Raw genomic sequence first — 395 nt, 5'->3', positions numbered from 1 at the left:
GGCCTGGCCAATGGCATCGCCGGTGGTGTGGGTGATGTACCCGGCGAGGCGACCACGGCCAGCGGTAGCGTTACCGGTATCTTCCAATCTGGAGCCGATGTACCGCTGACCTATGCCCTGTCGAGCGACACCAGTGGCTTGCCAGCATTGAGTTCGGGCGGAGTGGCGCTGGTCTACAGCGTCCTCGGCGACACCCTGACCGCCAAAGCCGGTGCCGTCGATGTATTCACCTTCAGCCTCAGTGCAGCCGGTGCCTACAGCTTTACCCTGCTGCAGCCGCTGGACCATCCAGCCGGCAATGACGAGAACGACATCACCCTCAACCTCGGCACCTTGCTGCAAGCTACCGATAAGGACGGCGACACAGTGACGGCCGCCGCCGAGAAACTGGTGAT

The 395-nt window shown here is 62.8% G+C and carries 1 protein-coding gene; it reads left to right on the top strand.

All coding sequences use genetic code 11. From position 1 onward, the window contains the following. Positions 1 to 395 (top strand): T1SS-143 repeat domain-containing protein (locus PVZ80_RS00210; RefSeq protein ID WP_273863279.1); only part of this gene is annotated, 395 nt, incomplete at both ends.

This window comes from Pseudomonas sp. B3G-3 (assembly GCF_028640915.1).
Taxonomy (GTDB): Bacteria; Pseudomonadota; Gammaproteobacteria; order Pseudomonadales; family Pseudomonadaceae; genus Aquipseudomonas; species Aquipseudomonas chlororaphis_I.
This window is presented reverse-complemented; position numbering and strand designations above follow the sequence as displayed.